Source organism: Spirochaetota bacterium (assembly GCA_004297825.1).
Taxonomy (GTDB): Bacteria; Spirochaetota; UBA4802; order UBA4802; family UBA5368; genus FW300-bin19.
The window spans coordinates 66262-84905 of the sequence record SCSX01000036.1; the positions used below are offsets into that span (position 1 = coordinate 66262).

An 18644-nucleotide genomic window follows, 5' to 3' on the forward strand; every position below is an offset into this window, starting at 1 on the left:
CTGCGGCGCGCGCACGCGCTCTTTATACCGCGGTGACGAGCCTGCGGAACTCCTCGAAGAGGTACCGCGAATCGTGCGGTCCGGGGCTCGACTCCGGGTGATACTGCACGCAGAAAAACGGCAGCGTTTTATGACGGAACCCCTCGACGGTGTTGTCGTTCAGGTTCATGTGCGTGACTTCAATTTCCGGCATGCTCTTCATGGAGTCGTAATCGACGGCGAAGCCGTGATTCTGCGAGGTGATCTCGACCTGTCCCGAGGCCACGTTTTTCACAGGCTGGTTCGCGCCCCGGTGCCCGAACTTGAGCTTGTAGGTGCGCCCACCGAGCCCCAGGCCCATGATCTGGTGTCCCAGGCATATCCCGAAACAGGGCAGCTTCGCGCGCACGATATCCTTCACGAGATCCCTGGCGTAGGGAACCGCGGCCGGGTCCCCGGGGCCGTTAGAAAGAAAGATGCCCTTTGCGCCCGCCCTGATCACGTCCGCGAGCGGCGTGTTCGCCGGATATACCATTATGTTGAACCCGCTCGCCTTGAGAAGCCTGAGGATGTTGGTCTTTACACCGAAATCGTAGACCGCGATAGTCGGGTTTGCCGGATCGTTCTCCCCGAAGCCGTACGCCTTGGTGCAGGAGACGCCGGTCGCCAGATCGAGCCCTTCCATGGTCGGGTACTCCTTGAGCCGCGCGACCGCGCCCTCGCCCTGGAAAAATATCCCCCCGCGTAGCGCCCCCTTGTCGCGGATGTGGCGCGTGAGCCGCCTCGTGTCCACGCCCTCGATCCCGGCGACGTTTTCGCGCACCAGGTAGTCCTCGAGCGACATGGTCGCGCGGAAGTTGGAGTAGCGCTTGCTGTATTCCTTGACCACGAAACCGGCGACGTACACCCGCGCGGATTCGACGTCCTCGGCGTTCACGCCGTAGTTGCCGATCATGGGATAGGTCATCGCCACGATCTGGCCGTGGTAGCTGGGATCGGTGAGCACCTCCTGGTAGCCGCTCATGGAGGTGTTGAACACCACCTCGCCCATGGACTCCCTGTCGCTCCCGAACAGACGGCCCTTGAATTCCGTGCCGTCCTCTAGTATTAAAAAGGCATCGCGTGCCATACGTAACCTCTTGATAAGATAAGCCCCCGCGCCTGGGACCTACTGCCAGTACGACAGGCCACCGGCCTTGTCAAACACTTTCCCCGGGCTCCCGTGTTCAGCGCGAGGGGAAGAAGCTGTAGTCCATCTGCGCGTGGTCTCCCCAGAAATATACCTCCAGGGTGTACTTTTTCCGCTCGAAATTCCAGGTGAGCGCGGGCTTCTCGATGACGCGCTCGTCGTCGGGGTTCCCGTATTTCACCTTTAAGTCCGCAAGCATGCGGTCGTACTCGTCCCCGTTCATGCCGTGGATATTCACCTGGATGTGGTGGAGTATTTCCCGGTAATTGAATTCAAGGACCACCTCGTAGCGCTTGTCCTGCCTGAACATGGTCACCACGAGCGCCGGGATGCCGTAGCGCTGGTCCACGCGCTCCTCCACGGGGAAGCGCGTGTACTTGCGCTTGATCGTGTCGAGCACCTGGGTCCGCGTGGCGCCCGGCGTGAACTCCTCGTACGAGGGCGCCTTCGCGTAAAGCACACACGCCCCGAGTGTGCAGGCGACGAAGAAAGACATTCGTAGCGTCTTCATGGTTACTATAAAAAGCGCATCTTTGCCTTCCCCGTCAATACTTTTACACGCCATATTCTACTTTACTTTTCCCTCTCCGGTCCTATGTTCGCACGCATGAACGGCTGGACGGGAAGGATACTGCACGCGGACCTGTCGGCGCGAACGTTTCGCGTCGAGGAGCCGCCGCGCGCCTTCTACGAACGGTATATCGGCGGAAAGGGAATGGCGGGGCATTACCTGGGGGAGCGCGCGACGCTTTCCTGGGACGACCCGGCCATGCCGCTCCTGTTTTTCAACGGGCCTCTCACGGGCACGCCTTCCCCCTCCTCGGGACGCATGACGGTCATGGCGCGCGCCCCGCTCACCGGCGCCGTGGGCGACAGCTCGGTGGGCGGGGGATTGGGCACCCGGCTGAAGCGTGCGGGCTGGGACGGCCTGGTCGTCACCGGGCGCGCGCATGCGCTTACGGGGCTCGTCATCGCCGACAGCGCCACGGAGTTTCGGGACGCGGAGAATCTGCGCGGGGCGGAGGTTTCGCGCGTCGGGGAGGGGGCGGGCGCCGATACATCCACGGCAATTATCGGACCCGCCGCCGAGAACGGCGTGCTCTTCGCCTCCATTATCGTGGACGGCCATTACTGCGCGGGGCGGGGCGGCCTGGGGCTCGTGATGGCCTCGAAAAACCTGAAATACGTTTCCGTGCGCGGAACGGGCGCCGTGGGTATATTCGATCCGGACGAGCTCGCGCGGGCTCGCGAGGACATTTTCCGGCTCGCGTCGGCATCGCCCGCGCTCAAGGGGGAGCTCGGGATAGGCGCGTTCGGGACGGGCGCGCTCTACGACCTCATGCACAGCCGCCGCATGATGCCCACGGAAAATTTCCGGGCGACCAGGTTCGACTATGCGGAGGACATGAACGCGTTCCGGTATAAAACGCGCTACGCGACCAGGAGGACCGGATGCGCGGGCTGTCACATCCTGTGCAAGCAGACGGGCGCGCGCGGCGAGACGGTACCCGAGTTCGAGACCATGTCGCATTTCAGCGCCCTGGTGGGGAACACCGACCTGGACGCGGTCGTCGAGGCGAACCGCATCTGCAATGAGACCGGGATGGACACGATCTCCGCGGCCTCCACGATCGCCTGCCGGCGCGAGATCATGGGGGAAAATCTCACACCGCACGCGCTCACCGGTCTCCTCCGGGACATCGCGTACAGCCGCGGGGAGGGCAGGGAGCTGGGCGCGGGATCGTACCGTTATGCGGTATCCAAAGGAAGGCCGGGCGCCTCCATGAGCGTGAAGCGTCTCGAAATGCCGGCCTACGACCCGCGCGGAGCCCTTGGCATGGCGCTCGCCTACGCGACCTCCACGCGGGGCGCATGCCACCTGCGCGCCTACCCCATCGCGCATGAGATACTCAGGAAGCCCGTCGCCACCGACCGCTTCACCTTTTCCGGAAAGGCGCGTATCGTCAAGATCGCCGAGGACATGAACGCGGCCGTGGATTCCCTGACCGCGTGCAGGTTTCTCTTCTTCGCCGCGACGCTCGAGGAATACGCCCGCGCCCTCGCGGCGGTGACGGGTATGCGCATGAGCGCGCAGGACCTGCTGCGCGCCGGCGAGCGATTCTACTACGCCGAAAGGATCATGAACGCGGCGAACGGCTTCACCGCACATGACGACGACCTTCCCGATCGCTTCTTCACGGAGGAGGGAAGCTCGGGCGACGGGATCCGCGTGCTCCCCCTGGACCGGGCCGCCTTCCTGCGCGCGCGCGCCGACTACTACCTTGTGCGCGGGCTGGACGAGCGGGGGCTTCCCACCCCCGAAAAATGCGCGGAGCTGGGAATCGTGTGAAGACACTCCTCGACAGGTACGCTGCGAAGCTCGCCGCCCAGGGACTGTGCGCGGAGGGTGCGCCGCTCCTCGCGGGACTGGACGCGGGGCTCACCTGGAACAGGGAGGACCCCGCGCAGAGGGTGCTCGCGAAGGTCGTGGAGGGGCTCAATATCGCCTGCATACTTTACGCGCGCCCCGCGGAGCCGTATTTTACCATCATGAACCTCCTGGCCTCAAAGCACGCGGGCGAACCGGCGCTCCGTCCCGGGGACAGCGAAACGCGCACCTTTCTCCACGAGTTTCCCGTCGTCCCTGAATTCGCCCCGGGACCGCTCATCGGGGCGCTCAGGCGGAGCAGGGTCGCGATCGTCCCGGGCAGGGGTGTGGTCAGCAGTGGGAGCGTGGGCCCGGAACAGGCATTCGTATATTTCAGCTCGGTGTGCTTTTCGATGTACGTGAAGTTTTTCTCGGACCACCTCGCCGCGCATGAGAGGGGCGGGGCCGATCCCGTCTGGACGCCCGTCGTCCGGCGCGCCCTTGAGGACTACAGGAATTTCGTGACCGCGCGTGCGGGGGAACGATATCTTTTAGAGGGCCCGTTCGGCGCGCCCGGCGAAATCGTGCGCGCGATGGACCAGGCGGGAAAGCTCACGGTGGCGTGCCGTCTCGTGGACTCGTTCTTCGGCAATATCTCGTACCTCTCCGGCGACACCATTTATATCAGCCAGACGGGCAGCTCGCTGGACGAGCTTCCGGGCTGCATCGATCCGTGCCCGCGCGACAATTCCTCCTGCGCCGGGCTCACCGCGTCCAGCGAGTTTCCGGCGCACCGCGCGGTCTACGGCCGCACCGGCGCGCGCGCGATCCTGCACGGCCACCCGCGATTCAGCGTCATCATGTCCATGGCGTGCGCGAAAAAGGATTCATGCGAAAACCGGGAGCACTGCCATACGCGCTGCGGCGAGGGGCGCGTCATAGGCGACGTCCCCGTCGTGCCGGGCGAGGTGGGGACGGGGCGCTACGGCATCTGCACGACCATGCCCCCCGCGCTCGCCGGCGCGCGCGGGGCCATCGTGTACGGGCACGGCCTCTTCGTCACGGGCGAGCGCGATTTCAACGAGGCGTTCGACAGACTGCTTGACATAGAGCTCATGTGCGCGGATGAATATGCGTACAGGACTCGAACAGGGTACACGCATGAAACCTGAAAAAAATCCCGGATTCCACCGGTATCTCGCGGGGCTCGTCCTGGCCGCGTGTGCCCTCGCGCCCTCCTGCTCCCGATCGCCGGGGATCGACCGGGCCACGGTGCCGGTCGAGAGCGCGTACGTCGAGGCCCGCGAGGGACGCATGGCGGTGGCGCGCGCCCTGGGGCTCACCGTGTCGCTCGAACCGGTCGCGCCCGCGGATTTCGAGCGCATCCTCGACTACAAGCCCTACACGAACAAGGAGCATTCCGCGACGCTGCGGATACCGCCCCTGGAGTTCTTTCAGCTCGTGATTCAGAACGACCGCGGGGCGCCGATGCTCGTGTCGGCGGTGGGGACGGAGCTTTCCTACGGCAAGGAAACGCTGAAGCGGATACCCGGGAAGGACCTGGCCGCGCGGTTCACCTCCCCGGCTTTTTCCTTTTTAAACTTTCCGGCGTTCGAAATTCCGCGCCGTCTCGCCTCCGCGAAGACCGGTATCGCCGATATCGACTACGACGACGACCTGGGCGAGATAAAGGACGGGAACCTCGCGGCGGGGGACCGCATGCTCATGATCGTCGCCTTCGACTGGATCCCGGTGGCGCACAGGGGCTTCCGGGTCACCGTGCGCCCGGAGGGCGATCCGAAAAAAAGTATTGATTTTGATTTCACCCGCTTCGAATATAGGACGAAGGGCGAGCGATTCAAGAAGCCCGAGAAGCAGGACAAGGAGCCGTATTGATGAAGATAGACGAGAAGCAGATACTCAGGGTCGCGGAGCTCGCGCGGCTGGACCTCACCGGTGACGAAAAGAAGGAGTTCGCCGCGCAGCTGTCGGATATAATAAGCTATGTCGAGAAGATCAACGAGCTCGACACCGCCGACATCTCGCCCTCCGATCACATAGCCGAGCTCAAAAACGTCTTCAGGGCCGACACGGTCCTTCCCTCGATGGACCGTGCGGAGCTCGAGAAGATGGCGCCGCGATTCCAGGACGGCCACGTGGTGGTGCCCATCATCATCGAGGGGCAGGAATGAACAGGCTATTTATCGCGCTTCCCGTGAACGGCGAGATACGCGCCGCCCTCCAGCCCTCGTACGAATTCCTGCGCGGGTACGAGAACTTTCTGAAGCCGGTCGCCCCCGCTAACTTCCACATCACCGTCAAGTTCCTGGGAGAATGCGAGGGCAACGTCGCGACCGCGATCGAGAGCACCTTCCTGGAGATCACCGCGCCCCAGGCAGAGATCCCCTTCAGCATCTCGGGAATAGGCGTGTTCCCGGACATGAAGAAGCCCAACGTCATCTGGGCCGGTCTCAAAACGGACGCCGACGCGCTCGCGCAGGTGTTCAAAAATGTGGAAAAGTATGTGGCGAATTTCCGGTTCAAGGAAGAAAAGCGCGAATTCATACCGCATCTCACCATCGCGCGCATGAAGAGCGGCCGCAAGATCGCCGGCGAGCTGCTCAAGTTCGTCGAGAAGAACGGCGCGACCGAATTCGGCTCGTCGGCGTTCGACAGGCTCACGCTCTACTCATCGAAGCTCACCCCGGACGGTCCCATCTATACCGCACTGAAGTCGATCAAGTTCTAGGCCCTGCGTCCTTGCACGGACCGGAGCTTGCGCGCCGGTCCGTGCAAGGACATAAATCGGTCGCGGATTTCCTGTTCCTGCAAAGCATCGATTTCCCACATGATCGATAACGCCGAAACGACGGCAACGAACCTTTCCGGATGTCCCCCCTCATGAGTACGCACGGAAAAAATTTCTACCCGCATTGTTGCCTTTCCCCGCCCCCGGCATTACCTTGCTTGATTTGAGGTAAAATTCACAGGGAGGTGAATGCACCATGTATCTGCCATTGCTCGTATGCGCGTATTGTCTCGGGGACGTACTGGGGGGTCGGTTGACCACCTGCGAAAATCACCGTTATGTGCATTTCCCGGACGGCGAGTCGCTGCTGTCGATTCCCTTCATGCCGGAAAACATCCTGAACGGCCTTACGTGTCCCGACTGCAAGGTAAGGATCGGCGGCTTTCACCATCCGGGTTGTATGTACGAAACCTGCCCCCGCTGTGAGGGAAGGCTCGTCGAGTGCGGGTGCACCGAACCTCACCGGGATTGACCGGTGAAATCAATGCCTATTTCGTTCCAGTATCAGGCTTCTCCAGTATCCCGCGGGGAGGCTGTCCCCCATGCACCGGAAAAAAGCGTCCTCGGTTTCCGCGCCCCGCGCGCTCTTGAGAAGACGTGCGGTGCTGTAGGCGTCGCTTTTTCCCCCGTCGAGAAAATCGTCGTCGAAGTGGCCGATGGATGCGTACGCTTTTTGCTCCGTCGCGTCCAGGTGGGCCTCGATATCATACCAGGACCATTTCATCCTGAGCGAATAGCTGCCGCAAAACGCGACCCCGCCCGGCTTGATCTCGATGCGTGAATTCCGGATTACCTCTTCGGGAAAGATCACGGTTACGGTGTAGGTCCGATACATCTGTTCCTCGAAATCATTGCCCAGGAACATGGGGGCGTCCACCCGGTACCATGCCCCCACCGCGACATAGACGCCGGGCGGCGGGTTGAACATCACCAGCCCGCACCCCGTGAGCGCCCTGGTGGGGACGATACGCTCGTAGGGCGAAGCGGGGTCCCCGTCATCCACGCGCGCGAAATACACGATGTCGGGCCCGAACGGGAAAACCCCGAGCTCCGATCGCAGCGTCACTTTAATTCCGCCCACCGCGCCGCTCCCGGTATCACGCTCTGGCAGGACCAGGGGTGCGCACTGGAGAAGCAGCAATGCGCCGAGTATCAGTGTTCGCGGGTTCATTCGCCTCACTCCCTTCCCGGTTAATAAAGATATCCTCCGGATAAAATATTTCCATTGCATTTCGCGTGAAAGTGGCGCACACTTGATCGCACGAGGCCGGGCGCGGCGCTTAACCGCGCGCCTGCCCGGTGCCGCCTGGAATCGCCCGTACGTATAATTCCCGGGAATTGATTCGGTCGCGCACGATGTTTATTATTATCAGGGTGGGTACCGCGTTATGCGGTGACATTTTTTTTAAGAGGAGAAATTACATGCTGTATCTTTCGGTGATTTTATTCGCACTTGCGGCGATGGGGGGTATGACCCTGGTAACCCTTAAATATATGGGCAAGGAGATGCCGCTTTTCCTTTCAATAGGGCACGGCGTAATCGCGGCGGCGGGGCTCGTCGTGCTCATTCTCAATGTGCGCGCGAACACAGGCAATGTCCTCATGAACGTTTCGCTGGCCCTCTTCCTGGCCGCGGCCCTTGGAGGCTTCGCCAACTTCTACCTGCACCATGCGAGGAAGAATATATCGGACAAGCTGATCACGCTCCACGGGCTTGCCGCGCTTACCGCGTTCGTGCTGCTGGCGGTGTCGGTGTTTGGAAGAGGGGGGCTCTAAACTCGATTCGGTGTGCTTTGAAATAGTTTTTTCATGGGCGGACAAGTTACTTTGAAGGCGACGCGTAATTCTGGAAGTTCTCCTGATCCTCCAATTTAAACCTAATGGGGGATAGCGTAACCTTCCCCGCGCGGGCTTGCCATTAATTGTAAGCGGCGGGGTCAATCTCATTCTTCGAAATCTCGCCGCGGAGCTGCAGGGCCGATTCCTATATTGCCTGATCTAGGTTTTTACTAAGCAATACATGATTAATCTCAACGGTTTCTACATTCCCCTTAACGTTCCGCGGTTAAGCGATGTTTTGGCGCAGCGTACTCGCGGAGCCAAAATGTGCCGTAGTTCAAGCTGCTACTCAGGCATCGTGCTTAGCCGCTGTTATATGCTGTGGCGTGCGACTCCAGCTTGAGTTATTATGAATTCCAATTGTGGTCATATTCGAGTATGTTGTCTGTATTATTATATGTTATTCTGACTTCTTTCCTATTTTTCATTGGTGTATTATGGCTAGCTGGGTTTTTAAATGGATTCATGCCTTCAAAATATATTTTTAAAACACCATGTTTATCAAAAACTTTATCAATATGGTTCCAGTTCCCATTTTTTTTATTATGATTTGGAAATAAATCAATAGTCTTGGCAACTTCGAGTAAGGCAGCCTCAATTATTTGAGACTGCTTTTTTACGACATTTGTAGTTCCTTCAAGCAAGGCAATATATCCATCTATTGGCTCAGCAAATCTATTCCGATGTTGTGTAAAACGGTTCCAAATATCACCTTCTCCAATATAAGTTGGTTTGGCCTTTGATTTACTGTCCCAGATCACGTATACACCTAAGCCGTAAAGAATATCTCTGAAATCATAGTCTTCAAATTTTTCAAATATTACCGTAAGTGATTTCATAAAGCCTCCATGATATACTGATAATGGGACAGCCAATCACAGCGCAAAAACTTCAGCACGGCATTGCATATAACATCAAATATAATCAATAGTGAAACGGTTGCGTCGATATTATGGTCGCGGGCTAATTTAGGGAAAATATCTATAGTAGTTCCCGATAAAGTTCCTTCCATCCATTCCTGTACTGTTCCGAAATTCCTTTTCATATATAATTCAGTAATATCGACGGTGTATTCGCTTTGGTCGAACACGAGAGGAAAACCGCAAACATATAGTTCCGAAATCAGCGCAAATAACAGGGTTATATTTCGATAATAATCAATCCTTGAATTGACATTGTCATTGCATTCGATAGTAAATCGATTTTTCTATCATATTTTCAGCCAAAGAATTTCTTACAACAGCATTTACCACAGCAATTTCTTCACAAGCAGCGCCCCCGCGAGGAGCAGCACGATCACGAGCAGCATCCGGATCTTCTTGCGGTCGTCCAGGTCAAGGTCGCGCTCCATCATGAGGTAAACGTGCGTGGAGAGGGTGGCCGTGAACGAGAGCGCGGCCGAGAAGAGCGTGAGCGAAATGGCGACGAGCGCGATCCCCAGGAGCGCCCCGCCCACGTGGTGCGAGAAAAGCAGGTCCTCGATGACCGATACGAACACGCCCCGGTCGGGACTTCCCTGGAGGAGATCCGATATCTTCATGAACGCCCCCGGGACCGACGCGAAGATCCTGCCGGTGTCCGACGGGAGCAGCACGCGCGAGAGCTTGAGGGTGAGCGAAAACGCGCCCCAGTGAAGAAGATACGCGATCCCGCAGAGAAATCCCGTCACGGTGAACAGCGTGAGCGCGGCGGGGATTAAGCCAAGGTTGTGCCGTCTTATGAAATGGTACAGGTGAAGCGTGTTCTTGAATATCCCCGGCTCGCGGTACGCGATGATGGGCGGGTAAAACCACGCCCCCACGACGAGCACAATGATGAGCATAATGGAGATCAGGTACGCGGGAATGAAGAGGAGCGAGTACGCGACTGGTCCCACCAGGGGAATGTTGCCTATGAGCAGGATCACCGTGTTTCCCAGCAGGAGCAGGAGCGCGCTGTTCACGCATACCTGGGGAAGGGAGCCCGCGGCGAAGGACAGCATGCGTGGCGCGCCGCCATCCGCCCCCGTGAACACATGGTCCAGTGTCGCGCGCGCGATGAGCGATGCGGTGAAGATATAAATGAGAAACAGGAGCATGGCCGGCGCGAAATAGAGCGCGAGGCGGACGATCTCCGGCGCGGAGCTTCCCGCGGTGAGGGTGGAAAGCCCCAGGCGGTTCGCGGCGAGGAGCAGCATGACCGATACGAAAATGCCCGAGGCCGCCGTCACCAGCTTGACACGCGTGAGGGCGGACAGCGCCACCGCGGCGAGCTCTTTCAGACTGAAATCGCGGAAGGTGAGCCCCTTGAAGACGACCTTGTTTTGGGCAAGGCCCGGCTCCGGGGTAACGACCCTTGGACGGACCTCGCGTACCGGCAGGGGAGAGGGCCTCTCGCGCATGATCACCGGGGGCGCCTGGATCGCCGGTTCGGCGGCCCTGCGCTCCGAGAATGCCGGGGCGGCTGGGGCCGCTGCACGGACGGCGGCCGTTGCGGGGATGGCCTGCCGCGGCCTTGCTTCTATAGTGTCCGGAAGTACTGGTGGGCCATTCCTGTATTCGGCACGTGCGGGCGCGACCGCCGGCGCCGTCCGGACGTGAGCCGCGGGGACGACCGGCCGCGGGCCTGCCTCCATGGGGTCCTGGATCGCGGGAAAATCGACCATGAAGAAATTTTCGCAGCGCCGGCAGCGCAGGCGGTAGCGCTCGTCCTTGGATGCCCGGAAGCTTATCGAATATGAGGAGTTGCAGTGCGGGCACAGCGTGATCTTGATATAGGTCTTGCAGGAGGCGCACACGAACACCGATCTCGTGAGCCCCGCGATCTCGTCGTCGCTCAGGGAGTAGCGGGCCTGGCAATGGGAGCAGCTTATCTGCATGTATCGGTATCTCCGGGGGGAATGGCCCCTGTTTACCTATCGAACCTTCGGGCGGGAAAATTTAGCCCGGATGCGGCTTCCGGCCCTGCCCGGGGTTTACGCGCCGCCTTGAAAAAAGCCCGGCTGGTTCGCCTGGTCTTCACGCGTGCGGAACCGGGAATTCGCGAATCGGCGCCCCGCGCATGACCGCTTTTCAATTTTTATCGCGGTGTCTTTGCCTCGAGCTCCTTCGCGCGGATGAGCTGGTCCAGGCTCATCATGGCTTTGTGCTCGGAGGAGCATGTCACGCGCGGCTCGGTACCCTTCATGAAATATTCGTAGCGCGTAGGGCAGGCCTTCGCGGGGCGCTTTCCCGTTTTCAGGCAGATGAGCGCGGTCCGGATGTCTGCGGGGGGCTCCCTGAAATCGGCCGCCTCGCGGAAGCGGTAGACCTCGCGCATGAACTCGCCCCACACGGGCGCGGCCACCGCGGCGCCGGTCTGGCCCTGGCCCAGCGTGAAGACCGGGGAATCGCAGCCCACCCACACGGTCGCGGCGAGGTTCGCCGTGAACCCCGTGAACCATGCGTCGCGGAAATCGGAGTTGGTGCCGGTCTTCCCCGCCGCGGCCAGGCCGAACCCGGCGCCCCCCCGCACGGCGCCGCTCGCCGTTCCGTAATCGACCACGCCGCGCATGAGGCTCGTCATGAGAAAGGCGGTTTCGGCGCTGATAAGCTGTCTGCCCGGGGAGTCGTCCTCCTCGAATATCGTCGCCCCGTCCTTGTCCTTGATGCGGCGTATCGCACGGGGGGTGACCTCCCGGCCGTTGTTCGCGTAGACCGCCATGCCGCGGGTCATCTCGAGCGGCGTGAGCTCGGCGGAACCGATCGCCATTGTGGGATTCTCGTCGAAGCGCTCCGCGGGAACGCCGGTGAGCTTTGAGGTGAATTTCACAACCTTGGGGCCGCCCACCTTCTCGTAGATAAGAATGGAAACGATGTTGAGCGAAACCGCGAGCGCCTGGCGCGCGAGCACCTCGCCCTGGTAGACATCGTCGTAATTTTCCGGGGACCATACCCTGCGCAACTCGCGGTTTACGATGGGCGCGTCCAGAAAAAGGCTCGCGGGACTAATAAGCCCCGCGTCGATCGCGGCGCCGTACACGAAGGGCTTGAATGAGGATCCCGGCTGGCGGCGGGACTGGACGGCGCGATTGAGCTGGTTGTTCGGCTCGAAATGCGCGCCTCCCACCATCGCGTAGATCGCGCCGGTCGACGGTTCGAGCGCGATGAGCGCCCCCTCGACGCGCGCGGCCTGTCCCAGGCCCTCGCAATCGCCCAGGTATTTCTCGAGACACCCCGCCGCGCCGCCCGCGTTGAACAGGAGCGCGCACGCGAGGGTCTCGTCCATTATCGAGGAACGCGCGTCGGCGAGAAGCCCGGCGGCGGCTTGGACGTCGAGCACGGCCTTGCGCGGCTTTTGCGCGTTCGCGCGGGCGACCATCTCGTCGAGCGAGCCCATGCGGTAGGCGTTGTAGGGCCGCGCGACCTCGTTGTGGCGGACCAGGGCCCGTTCGAGCGATTTTTCCGCGATCTCCTGGGCGCGGATATCGAGCGTCGTGTAGATGGAGAGCCCGCCGCGGTAGACCCTGTCCTCCCCGTAGCGTTCCACCATAAGCCGGCGAATGTACTCCGTGAAATGCGGCGCGTGTGCGGCGCCACCGGTCCTGGCCGTCATCGTGGGAAACATCGTGTTCACGGTGTCGACGTACGCCGGCCAGAAGGCGCTGAACTCCGCGAGGGCCGCGTCGCGCTCGATGAAGCCCTCCACGATCATGGAATGCAGGACCTGGCGGCTCTTCTCGTAGGAGTTGCGCGGGTTCTTGATGGGCGAATAGGTTTCCGGCGAGGAGGGGATGCAGGCGAGGACTACCGCCTGGATCGTGCTGATCTCCTTCACGTCGCGGTCGAAGTACAGCCGCGCCGCCGCCTGCACGCCGTACACCCCGTGGCCGAAATAAATCTGGTTCAGGTAGCGCTCCAGTATCGTATCCTTGCCGTAGCGCCGCTCGAACTCCCGGGCGATGAGGAGCTCGACCACCTTGCGACGGACGCTCTTCTCGCCCCTTGTGTAGAGCTGTTTCACGAGTTGCTGGGTGATCGTGGAGCCCCCCTGCCGCACCTCGCCGGTGGCCAGGTTGACCGCCATGGCCCTCACTATCCCGAAAAAATCCACGCCGGGATGCGTGTAGAAATTCCTGTCCTCGGCGGCCAGGAAGGCGAGGCGAACGCGCTCCGGAATATCGGCGAGGGGGACGTAGCTCCGGTTTTCCTCGAATAGGTCCGCGATGAGCTCGCCGCGCGCGTCGTATATCTTCGTGGACAGGGCGGGGTTGAACTCCTGGTCCGCGGAGATGAAGGCATAGCTCTGCCAGTAGACGACTATGTAATAGGCCGCCGGGAGGAGGAAGAACGCGGCAAGCAACGCGGCGCTCAGCTGTCGCACACCGATTTTCATGGACGCTCCGTACCGGGGGAGAGGATAATCGGCCCCCAGTAAAAGAAAAGCAAAAAAGACATGCTCCGCCGTGAAGCCCGCGGTATGCGCGCTAAAATATCCTTTGACAAAACCCGGTCAGGGCGCTACTTATACCGAGTCGCACGAATCCATCCGAAAGAGGGCTCACATGAAACGATGCACACCGGCGTTGGCGATACTCGCCCTGGTACTTATTCTCTCCGGCGGCGCCTACGCGGCGAAGGACGCCGCGAAAAACGTATTCGACGAGGCGCGCTTCGCACCCGAGGGCTCCGACATCTTTTTTTACCTGAACTATGCGGGCGTGAACGATTTCTTCAAGAAAAACGACATCAATCCCGACGATCTCGTGGCGATAATCCAGGGTGAAAGCGTGTCATCGGCCGAGGAGCTCGACATATTCAAGAAGCTGAACAGCCAGCTCCAGGAAATACTCGTCGTGAGCCAGATCGAGCAGATCGAGAAAAAGTCGGGCGTGCTCGCCTTCATTAACGTCACCGGGAACGTGCCCGATATCACCCTGCTCGCGAAGGGGCTCAAGCCCCTCACCATCGAGGGCATGCAGGGGTATGAAAGCGAATCGAACAAGGACCTGTGCGTGTTCAAGCTCGACAACATATTCGTCGTCGGGTTCAAGGGATTCGTGACCACCTTCCTCGCCTCGCGCAAGGCGAACAAGCCCACGAACCTGGCGGGCTTCCCGGTGTTCACGGCCGACGCGAAGACGCGCACCATGCACTACACCGTGCAGGTGTCGAACTACATCAAGGCCAAGATCAAGACGGCGGTGAAGATGGGGGCCGTGCGCGGCAAGGGGCTCACCTCCAACGTGTTCATTAACGCGCTCATGAACCTTGAGAGCGTCGCCGGTTCCGTCTCGCTGGGCCAGGAGATCGAGATCGCCGGAAACATGCGTTCGTCGGTACAGGGCGACGGCGAGCGGCTCATGATGTTCAGCCATTTCGTCATCGTGGGAACGAGCCTCGCGGTCTCCTTCCTGGACGCCTACGCCGACGCGAACGACAAGAAGGGGCTCAAGACCACCGAAGACCAGATGGCGAAGATCCAGGCCACGTTCGGCAGGATCAGGACGAAGCTCTCGAAGGACGGCGTGGAGCTGGCTTTCACCTCCACGAAGGAGGAGACGAAGGAGTTCGCCGTCGCGATCAAGAACGCGATCCAGAAGGAAAAGGAGGCGATCGCGAAGAGGCAGGCCGAGAAGGAAGTCCAGGAGTTCTACGCGCTCATAGAAATGGGGGACGTTCAGAAGGTGAAGACCGCCTCCCAGAAGTTCAAGGACCTGGCGATGAAGAACCAGAACGGCGAAACGCCGCTCTATATCGCCGCGGAATACGGGCAGCTCGACATCGCGAAATTTTTCCTGGAACGCGGCGCGAACGTGAACGACGTTTCCACCGAGGAGCGGTCGACGCCGCTGCACGTGGCCGCTACCCGCGATCACGCGGAGATGGTCGATTTCCTCCTGGGAAAGGGGGCGTCCATTGACACGAAGGACAACGACGGGAACACGCCGCTGCAGGCAGCGCTCAGGTCTTCCTCCGTGCTCGCGGCGAACAAGCTCATCGCGAAGGGGGCAAATTTAAAGAATCTTAACGCCCAAAACGAGACCCTGCTGCATTCGGCGTCCTCGTCGGGTGACCTGGAGCTGCTGGCGCTTCTCATCAAGAAGGGGCTGGACGTGAACGCGCGCAACAAGAACATGGAGACGCCGCTCCATTTCGCCGCGCGCGACAACAGGTCCGATACCATACGCACACTCGTAAAAGCCAAGGCCGACCCGAACGCGGTCTCCGCCGACGGTTCCGTGCCGCTGCATTACGCCGCGTGGGGCGGTCACCTGAACGCGGTCATGGCGCTCGTGGAATCGGGCGCGTCGCCTACCATGAAAAACAACGACGGAAAGACCCCGGGGGACCTGGCGCGCGACGAGAACTACAACGAGATTGACGAATACCTTCGCGGCAAGAAGTGAGACGAAACGATAAGAACGACGAGGCGTAGGGCACATGGCCACACAGATCGAGATATTAAAGGATATATTCGAATCAAGCGTCCAGAAGGCGGGGGAGATTCGCGAGCTTTTAAAGCGCAAGAAGATCTACATGATCGACATCATGAGCTCGCCGGGCTCCGGGAAGACCACGGCCACCGACCGGCTCATCTCGATGCTCAAGGGGAAATACCGCATCGCCGTGATCGAGGGCGATATCAAGACCACCAAGGACGCCGAGAAGCTCGCCAAGCACGACATCCCCATCATCCAGATCGAGACGGCCCTCTACAACAGCGACTGCCACCTCGAGAGCGCGTGGATAAAGAGCTGCCTCGACAAGTTCGACCTGGACAAGCTCGACCTCGTAATCATCGAGAATATCGGCAACCTGATATGCCCCGCGGAATTCGAGCTGGGCGACGACGAGCGCCTGGTGATGCTCTCGGTCGCGGAGGGCGAGGACAAGCCCGCGAAGTACCCGCCCATGTTCCGCTCGGCCGGGACCTGCGTGCTGAACAAGATCGACCTGCTTCCCTACCTCGACTACGACATGAACGAGGTCATGGAGAACATCCGCCGCGTGAATCCGGCGATGCAGGTGTTCAAGGTGAGCGCGAAGACGGGCGAGGGGTTCGATGCGCTGGCAGGGTATATCATGCAGAAGGTCGACGCGAAGATAAAGGCCCAGGAGCCCCCTAAATGAACAACACCCGAATGATCGCCATGCTGCTATTGACCGCCGTCATGATCATCCCCGTATCGGCCGCCGATGCGCCGAACTGGCAGGTTAAGGTCGCGACGAACCCGCTCTACGCAAACGTGAAGACCTACACCTTTTCGATCGAGGCAATCGAAGGCCAGTCCGCTTCGGGTGCCAGGCCGGTTCTTGAAATAGAGGTAAGCTCGAAAAAACCAGTCATCCATATCCGCTGGCACGACGCGATCCCCCGCGGGAATTACGCCATGATGGCGAAGCTCGGGAAGAACGCTCCCGTGAGAACGGGGTGGGGCGACGGTTACGACAAGACATCTACCATATATGTCAGCAATAAGGAAATGGATATCGTTCGAGGACTGCTCACGTCGGATACCCTCCAGGTGGAGACGTATTCAGGCTCTCCCAAAGATCTGCGCGCGGTATTCAATGTAAAGGGCCTCAAAGAGGCAGCGCAGCCGTTCTGGAGCGAGATCGGGTGGTAATAGGCAGTTCTCGTAAATAGTGTCGGATCGCGCTGCTTCAGATCCACCCGTGCTGCGGACGTCCCCCTTCACCTTCCCATGCTTATCCCGATCGATTCCGCGCTCCGTATGAGTTGCGCGTCGACCGGCACCGAGCGCACCTTGCCCGCGAGTTCCTTGAGCGGAACCAGTACGATATCGGGCGTGTCGAGTGCCACCATGACGCCGAACTTCCCCTCCGCGGCGGCGCGCACCGCCTCCGCCCCGAGCCTGGTCCCGAGCACCCGGTCGAACGCGCAGGGAGAGCCCCCGCGCTGGATATGCCCCAGCACCGTGCAGCGCACCTCCAGGTCCACGCGGGACTTGATCTGGTCCGCCAGGTGGAAGCCCACGCCCCCGAGCTGCGGCACGCCCTGGAGCCTGGTGGAGGCGGACGCCTGGGTGATCACCTCGCCCCCTTCCTCCTTCGCGCCCTCCGCAACCATGATGATGGTGAAGGGGCTTCCCCCCTTTTCCCGCGCGACGATTTTCTCGACCACGCGGTCTATGCTGTAGGGTATCTCGGGGATGAGTATGATGTGCGCCCCGCCGGCGATCCCCGCCTCGAGCGAGATCCAGCCGGCGGTCCTTCCCATTACCTCGAGGATCATTACGCGCTGGTGGCTGCGTCCCGTAGAATGCAGGCGGTCGAGCGCGTCACAGGCGACCTCAATCGCGGTCTGGTAGCCGAAGGTGTAATCGGTCCTGTCGAGATCGTTGTCGATCGTCTTGGGGATGCCTATGACCGGGACGCCCTTCTCGAAAAACCGGTACCCTATTTCAAGGGTCCCCTCGCCCCCCACCACGAAGAGACAATCGAGACCCATGGCATTGAAATTCCTGACGGCGGTATCGGACATATCGCTTACGGAAATGGTCCCGTCGGGACGAAGCTCGCGGTACTGGAAGGGGTTCCCCTTGTTGGTCGTGCCCAGGACCGTGCCGCCCAGCGTGAGGATGTCGCGGGTGGAGCGCACGGTGAGCTCCTCGGAGCGGTTCGCGATGAGGCCCTCGAAGCCGTCCAGTATGCCGGTGACCTTCACACCGTAGCCGATCGCCGCGGCGCGGGTGACCGCGCGTATCACCGCGTTGAGCCCCGAGCAGTCGCCGCCGCCGGTGAGTATGCCGACACGATTGAGCGCCATATCCGACCTCCGTTCGCGGGATACGGAAATGCGTGGCCGCACCCGGGATGGGAAGAGTCTAACCGATGGGCGGGGGGGAGAGCAATAAAATTTTGTTGGGGGCGGGTTCGATGATGTGCGGAAAACTTTTCGATATCGCCGTTAATTTTTGTTTGTTGTTTTTTAATCACTATCCGGATATATTAATAGTCGAGGAGATAAATCATGAGGCAAGTAATCATTTTCCCCGGAGAGGACGGCTACTATGTGGCCGAATGCCCGAGCCTTCCCGGTTGCATCAGCCAGGGAAAGACAAAAGAAGAAGCTATAGAAAATATCAAGGATGCCATAGAAGGATACATATTAGCCCTTCAGGATGATCATATTCCGGTTCCCGCCGAAACTTTCGACACCATGATGCTTGTTGTATGAGCGGCCTTCCCAGAATTTCCGGCAGGGATTGCGTAAAGGCTCTCGAAAAAGCAGGATTTTATTTTAAAAGACAGCATGGAAGCCACATAATTCTAAGAAGGAATGACCCTTTTACCCAGGTCGTCGTGCCTGATCATAAGGAGCTTGATCGTGGTACTCTCCGCTCTATTATAAGGCAGGCGGGTTTATCCATTGATGAATTTTTAATTCTGCTTTAGCTGTCTGGATCACCGCTCCATCGCGGATTGCGGAATCATCAGCACATTCCAGGTCAACAAGACTTTGAACAGCAGGTCACT

The 18644-nt window shown here is 60.1% G+C and carries 20 protein-coding genes; 12 read left to right on the top strand and 8 right to left on the bottom strand.

Annotated features, from left to right (window positions below):
* Positions 1-22: 22 nt before the first annotated feature.
* Positions 23-1108: a carbamoyl-phosphate synthase small subunit gene (gene carA / locus EPN93_07255; protein ID TAL36614.1), complete on the bottom strand. Its 1086-nt coding sequence runs from the start codon at positions 1106-1108 to the stop codon at positions 23-25.
* Between the two features lie 97 nt (positions 1109-1205).
* Positions 1206-1679 carry a hypothetical protein gene (locus EPN93_07260; GenBank protein ID TAL36615.1) on the bottom strand — a complete coding sequence of 158 codons (474 nt, stop codon included), beginning with the start codon at positions 1677-1679 and terminating at the stop codon, positions 1206-1208.
* A gap of 96 nt (positions 1680-1775) precedes the next feature.
* Here EPN93_07260 and EPN93_07265 point away from each other — a divergent pair, with 96 nt between their 5' ends.
* From EPN93_07265 to EPN93_07290, 6 genes are all read left to right on the top strand, one after another.
* Positions 1776-3518 carry an aldehyde ferredoxin oxidoreductase gene (locus tag EPN93_07265; protein TAL36806.1) on the top strand — a complete coding sequence of 581 codons (1743 nt, stop codon included), beginning with the start codon at positions 1776-1778 and terminating at the stop codon, positions 3516-3518.
* Positions 3515-4708, top strand: a complete 1194-nt coding sequence (locus EPN93_07270; protein TAL36616.1) for an rRNA adenine dimethylase — start codon at positions 3515-3517, stop codon at positions 4706-4708. The genes EPN93_07265 and EPN93_07270 overlap by 4 nt, the downstream gene beginning before the upstream one ends.
* Entirely contained in the window at positions 4698-5432 is a 735-nt protein-coding gene (locus EPN93_07275) for a hypothetical protein (GenBank protein ID TAL36617.1), read from the top strand. Before EPN93_07270 ends, EPN93_07275 begins: the two co-directional genes overlap by 11 nt.
* Positions 5432-5728: an Asp-tRNA(Asn)/Glu-tRNA(Gln) amidotransferase subunit GatC gene (gene gatC, locus EPN93_07280; GenBank protein ID TAL36618.1), complete on the top strand. Its 297-nt coding sequence runs from the start codon at positions 5432-5434 to the stop codon at positions 5726-5728. The genes EPN93_07275 and gatC overlap by 1 nt, the downstream gene beginning before the upstream one ends.
* A complete protein-coding gene (thpR, locus tag EPN93_07285; GenBank protein ID TAL36619.1) occupies positions 5725-6285 on the top strand; it encodes an RNA 2',3'-cyclic phosphodiesterase in 561 nt (186 codons plus the stop codon). Before gatC ends, thpR begins: the two co-directional genes overlap by 4 nt.
* Positions 6286-6541: 256 nt before the next feature.
* Positions 6542-6817 (top strand): hypothetical protein, encoded by a 276-nt coding sequence (locus EPN93_07290; protein TAL36620.1) that lies wholly within the window; start codon positions 6542-6544, stop codon positions 6815-6817.
* A 9-nt stretch (positions 6818-6826) separates the two neighbouring features.
* Here the strand turns inward: EPN93_07290 and EPN93_07295 are convergent, their stop codons facing one another.
* A complete protein-coding gene (locus EPN93_07295; protein ID TAL36621.1) occupies positions 6827-7516 on the bottom strand; it encodes a hypothetical protein in 690 nt (229 codons plus the stop codon).
* A 251-nt stretch (positions 7517-7767) separates the two neighbouring features.
* Here EPN93_07295 and EPN93_07300 point away from each other — a divergent pair, with 251 nt between their 5' ends.
* The gene (locus EPN93_07300; GenBank protein TAL36622.1) at positions 7768-8121 is read left to right on the top strand and encodes a hypothetical protein; all 354 of its coding nucleotides are present in this window, start codon (positions 7768-7770) and stop codon (positions 8119-8121) included.
* 410 nt (positions 8122-8531) lie between these two features.
* On the opposite strand, the gene EPN93_07305 is transcribed toward EPN93_07300, so the two are convergent.
* From EPN93_07305 to EPN93_07320, 4 genes are all read right to left on the bottom strand, one after another.
* Positions 8532-9023 carry a hypothetical protein gene (locus EPN93_07305; GenBank protein ID TAL36623.1) on the bottom strand — a complete coding sequence of 164 codons (492 nt, stop codon included), beginning with the start codon at positions 9021-9023 and terminating at the stop codon, positions 8532-8534.
* The gene (locus EPN93_07310) at positions 9020-9274 is read right to left on the bottom strand and encodes a hypothetical protein (protein TAL36624.1); all 255 of its coding nucleotides are present in this window, start codon (positions 9272-9274) and stop codon (positions 9020-9022) included. Before EPN93_07310 ends, EPN93_07305 begins: the two co-directional genes overlap by 4 nt.
* 156 nt (positions 9275-9430) lie before the next feature.
* Entirely contained in the window at positions 9431-11041 is a 1611-nt protein-coding gene (locus EPN93_07315; protein TAL36625.1) for a hypothetical protein, read from the bottom strand.
* 200 nt (positions 11042-11241) lie between these two features.
* A complete protein-coding gene (locus EPN93_07320) occupies positions 11242-13536 on the bottom strand; it encodes a PBP1A family penicillin-binding protein (GenBank protein ID TAL36626.1) in 2295 nt (764 codons plus the stop codon).
* A gap of 169 nt (positions 13537-13705) precedes the next feature.
* On the opposite strand from EPN93_07320, the gene EPN93_07325 reads away from it, so the two are divergent.
* Genes EPN93_07325 through EPN93_07335 form a run of 3 tightly spaced genes read left to right on the top strand, consistent with a single transcriptional unit; the run spans position 13706 to position 16771 of the window.
* Positions 13706-15550: a hypothetical protein gene (locus tag EPN93_07325; GenBank protein ID TAL36627.1), complete on the top strand. Its 1845-nt coding sequence runs from the start codon at positions 13706-13708 to the stop codon at positions 15548-15550.
* A gap of 34 nt (positions 15551-15584) precedes the next feature.
* Entirely contained in the window at positions 15585-16274 is a 690-nt protein-coding gene (gene hypB, locus EPN93_07330; protein ID TAL36628.1) for a hydrogenase accessory protein HypB, read from the top strand.
* The gene (locus tag EPN93_07335) at positions 16271-16771 is read left to right on the top strand and encodes a hypothetical protein (GenBank protein TAL36629.1); all 501 of its coding nucleotides are present in this window, start codon (positions 16271-16273) and stop codon (positions 16769-16771) included. Before hypB ends, EPN93_07335 begins: the two co-directional genes overlap by 4 nt.
* A gap of 68 nt (positions 16772-16839) precedes the next feature.
* Here the strand turns inward: EPN93_07335 and EPN93_07340 are convergent, their stop codons facing one another.
* Complete coding sequence (locus EPN93_07340; GenBank protein ID TAL36630.1) at positions 16840-17934, bottom strand: 6-phosphofructokinase; 1095 nt, start codon at positions 17932-17934, stop codon at positions 16840-16842.
* A gap of 204 nt (positions 17935-18138) precedes the next feature.
* Here EPN93_07340 and EPN93_07345 point away from each other — a divergent pair, with 204 nt between their 5' ends.
* Both EPN93_07345 and EPN93_07350 read left to right on the top strand, forming a co-directional pair.
* Positions 18139-18345, top strand: coding sequence for a type II toxin-antitoxin system HicB family antitoxin (locus tag EPN93_07345; protein TAL36631.1), 207 nt, complete (start codon positions 18139-18141; stop codon positions 18343-18345).
* Positions 18342-18563 (top strand): type II toxin-antitoxin system HicA family toxin, encoded by a 222-nt coding sequence (locus tag EPN93_07350; GenBank protein TAL36632.1) that lies wholly within the window; start codon positions 18342-18344, stop codon positions 18561-18563. Before EPN93_07345 ends, EPN93_07350 begins: the two co-directional genes overlap by 4 nt.
* Positions 18564-18644 lie beyond the last annotated feature (81 nt).